General features: G+C 66.5%; 4 protein-coding genes. All 4 read left to right on the top strand.

Annotated features, from left to right (window positions below; genetic code table 11):
- The coding region (locus SR3_RS30100) for an FAD-dependent monooxygenase (protein WP_174549216.1) at window positions 1-608 on the top strand (608 nt) is incomplete at its 5' end.
- Window positions 605-1,018 carry a GlcG/HbpS family heme-binding protein gene (locus tag SR3_RS30095; protein WP_068095062.1) on the top strand — a complete coding sequence of 138 codons (414 nt, stop codon included), beginning with the start codon at window positions 605-607 and terminating at the stop codon, window positions 1,016-1,018. The genes SR3_RS30100 and SR3_RS30095, both read left to right, overlap by 4 nt.
- A gap of 14 nt (window positions 1,019-1,032) precedes the next feature.
- On the top strand, window positions 1,033-1,944 hold the full coding sequence (locus SR3_RS30090; RefSeq protein WP_068095070.1) for a VOC family protein: 912 nt from the start codon (window positions 1,033-1,035) through the stop codon (window positions 1,942-1,944).
- A gap of 29 nt (window positions 1,945-1,973) precedes the next feature.
- Entirely contained in the window at window positions 1,974-2,804 is an 831-nt protein-coding gene (locus tag SR3_RS30085; RefSeq protein WP_068095067.1) for a fumarylacetoacetate hydrolase family protein, read from the top strand.
- The last annotated feature ends 4 nt before the right edge of the window (window positions 2,805-2,808 follow it).

Raw genomic sequence — 2,808 nt, 5'->3', positions numbered from 1 at the left:
CCCCGCCCTTCTTCGGGCAAGGCATGTGCCATGGCTTGCGCGATGTCGCCAATCTGGCGTGGAAGATGGCGGCGATCGCCAAGGAGGGCGCGGATGCCGCCATCCTGAACACCTACCAGCCCGAGCGCGACCCGCATGTGCGCGGCGTGATCGGCGCGGCGGTGAATGTGGGGCGCTATATCTGCCAGCTGGATCCGGTTCTGGCGGCGCAGCGCGATGAGGAAATGGCCCAGCGTGCCGCCTCGGCCAACAAAGAAACCGCCGCCGACCTGATCCCGGCGATCTCCACCGGCGTCATCGCGCAAGGCACCCAAGGCGCGGGCGAGCGCTTTATCCAGCCCGTGCTGGCCGATGGCAGCAAGCTGGACGATGTGACCGGCGATGGCTGGCGCCTTTTCACCCGGGACGCCAAGCCGGTGGCGGGCATCAATGTGGTGGACCTCGCCACGCTGGGCGACAAGGGCGCCATCGCCGACTGGCTGGCCGCCCGCAACGCCCCTGCCGTGCTGGTCCGCCCCGATCACTATGTCTTTGGCACCGGCACCGCCGAAAGCCTGATTGCCCGGCGCGCAGCCCTGCTGGGTCTCACCATGGAGAAAGCCGCATGAGCGCCCTTATCCTGGCCCAGGCTCAGGCGATCGTCGCCGGGGCGCTGGCCGATGCCCGCGCGCAAGGCCTCAAGCCATTGTCCGTGATCGTGCTGGACGGGGGCGGCCACCCCATCGCCTTCGCACGGGAGGATGGCGCCAGCTTCGCCCGGCTCGACATCGCCCGCGCCAAGGCCGCAGGCGCTTTGGCGATGGATGCCGACACTTCGGTGCTGGCTGAGCGGGCCAAGGGCAATCCCGTATTCTTCCAAAGTGTTAGCGTTGTGCTGGAGGGGCGTATCGCCTTCTCGCCGGGCGGCATGCTGGTGAAGAGCGAAGGACAGATCGTGGGCGCCGTGGGGATCAGCGGCGACACGGGTGAAAATGATGAAGCGGCGGCCAGGGCGGGCATCGCCGCCGCCGGATTGTAAGGACCAAACCGATGATGAAACTTCGCAGCATCGAACTGGCCCTGCCCGGCGCGGCACAGGCCCATCAGTGGATGATCGACATCTGGGGCTGCGCCGATGGCGGCCAGCAGGATGGCACCTTCTATCTGCGCGGCAGCGGCACCTTCCCCTATCTGGTGGCCTTCAGCGAGAGTGCCGAACGCTTTGTGCGCTCCACCACCTTCGTCTGCTCAGCTGACCGGCTGGAGCAGATCGCCCATGTCGCCGCCGAAAAGGGCCTGAACGCCGCCCCCACCATCAGCCGCGATCCGGGCGGCGGCGCGGGTCTGGTGGTCGAGCTGGCCGAAGGCGAATTGTTGCGTTTCCTCGTCGGCGCCACCGAGGTCGAACCTTTGGATAGCCACCCGGCCTATGCCCTGCGCGATGTGCCGGTGAAGCTGACCCATGTGGTCTTCAACGCCGCCGATGCCGAAGCCAGCGGGGATCTGGTCGAACAGGTGCTGGGCTTCCGCGTCTCGGACCGCACCAAGGGCATGGTTTTCGTGCGCTGCAACGATGCGCATCACTCCACCGCCTTTGCCCGCGCGGGTTTCTCCAGCCTCAACCATATCGCCTTCGAGATGGAGGATCTGGACGCGGTGATGCGCGGCATCGGCCGCATGCGTGACCATCAGTTCTCCCCGGCATGGGGCCCCGGCCGCCATGGCCCGGGCGACAATGTCTATGCCTATTACATCGCGCCCTTTGGCCCGGTGATCGAATACTCCACCCCGGTCAACAAGGTGGACGAGACCTATCCCACCGGCGCCCCCGACGACTGGACCTGGCCGGAGAACCGCATCGACCAGTGGGGCATCTCCGACAAGGATTTCGCCGGCCTGCGCAGCGCCGAGGAAGCCTTCCGCTTCCGCCGCGAATGGGAACCGGCCCCGATCCTCTCCGCCTGATCGCCAGCTTCGAACGAAAGAACAGACCCATGCGTTACATCAGTTTCCGCCGCCCCGATGGCACTCCCTCCTACGGTCGCCTTGAGAGCGAGACCGTGGTGGATCTGGCCTGCCCCGCCACCCCCGATCTGAAGGCCGCTCTGGCGCAGGACGCGCTGGGCGCGCTCAAGGATGGCGCCAGCTATGCGCTGAAGGATGTGGTGCTGCTGCCGCTGATCCCCAACCCCGAGAAGATCCTCTGCGTGGGCCTGAACTATGCCAGCCACGTCAAGGAAACCGGGCGCGAGCAGAAGGAGCATCCCGCCATCTTCCAGCGCTGGAATGACTCGCTGATCGCCGATGGCCAGCCCATGGTCCGCCCGCCCGAAAGCATCCGCTTCGATTACGAGGGCGAGCTGGCCATCATCATCGGCAAGCCGGGCCGCCGCATCGCGCCGGAAAACGCCTGGGATCATATCGCGGGCTATGCCGCCTTCAACGATGGCAGCGTGCGCGACTGGCAGCGCCACAACATCCAGTTCACGCCAGGCAAGAACTGGCCCGCCACCGGCGCCTTCGGCCCCGCGTTGGTCACGCCTGACGAGATCGAGGATCTGGGCGCGATCCGCGTGCAGACCCGCCTCAATGGCGAGCTGGTGCAGGATCAGCCGGTGTCCGACATGATCTGGGATATTCCCACGGTGATCGCCTATTGCTCCACCTTCACCCAGCTGAGCCCCGGCGATGTGATCGCCACCGGCACGCCGGGCGGCGTGGGCGACAAGCGCACCCCCGCCCTCTACATGAAGGCCGGCGACACGGTGGAAGTCTCCTGCGGCATCATCGGCGCCATCACCAACCGCATCATCGACGAAATCTGACACC

It is taken from the genome of Novosphingobium rosa NBRC 15208 (genome assembly GCF_001598555.1).
Lineage (GTDB): Bacteria > Pseudomonadota > Alphaproteobacteria > Sphingomonadales > Sphingomonadaceae > Novosphingobium > Novosphingobium rosa.
Note: the sequence above shows the minus strand (reverse complement) of the source record. Positions and strands in the feature narration are given on the sequence as shown.

Coding starts and splice junctions, on each gene's coding strand:
- SR3_RS30090 (WP_068095070.1), top strand. CDS start 1,033: ATGAAACTTCGCAGCATCGAACTGGCCCTGCCCGGCGCGGCACAGGCC.
- SR3_RS30085 (WP_068095067.1), top strand. CDS start 1,974: ATGCGTTACATCAGTTTCCGCCGCCCCGATGGCACTCCCTCCTACGGT.
- SR3_RS30095 (WP_068095062.1), top strand. CDS start 605: ATGAGCGCCCTTATCCTGGCCCAGGCTCAGGCGATCGTCGCCGGGGCG.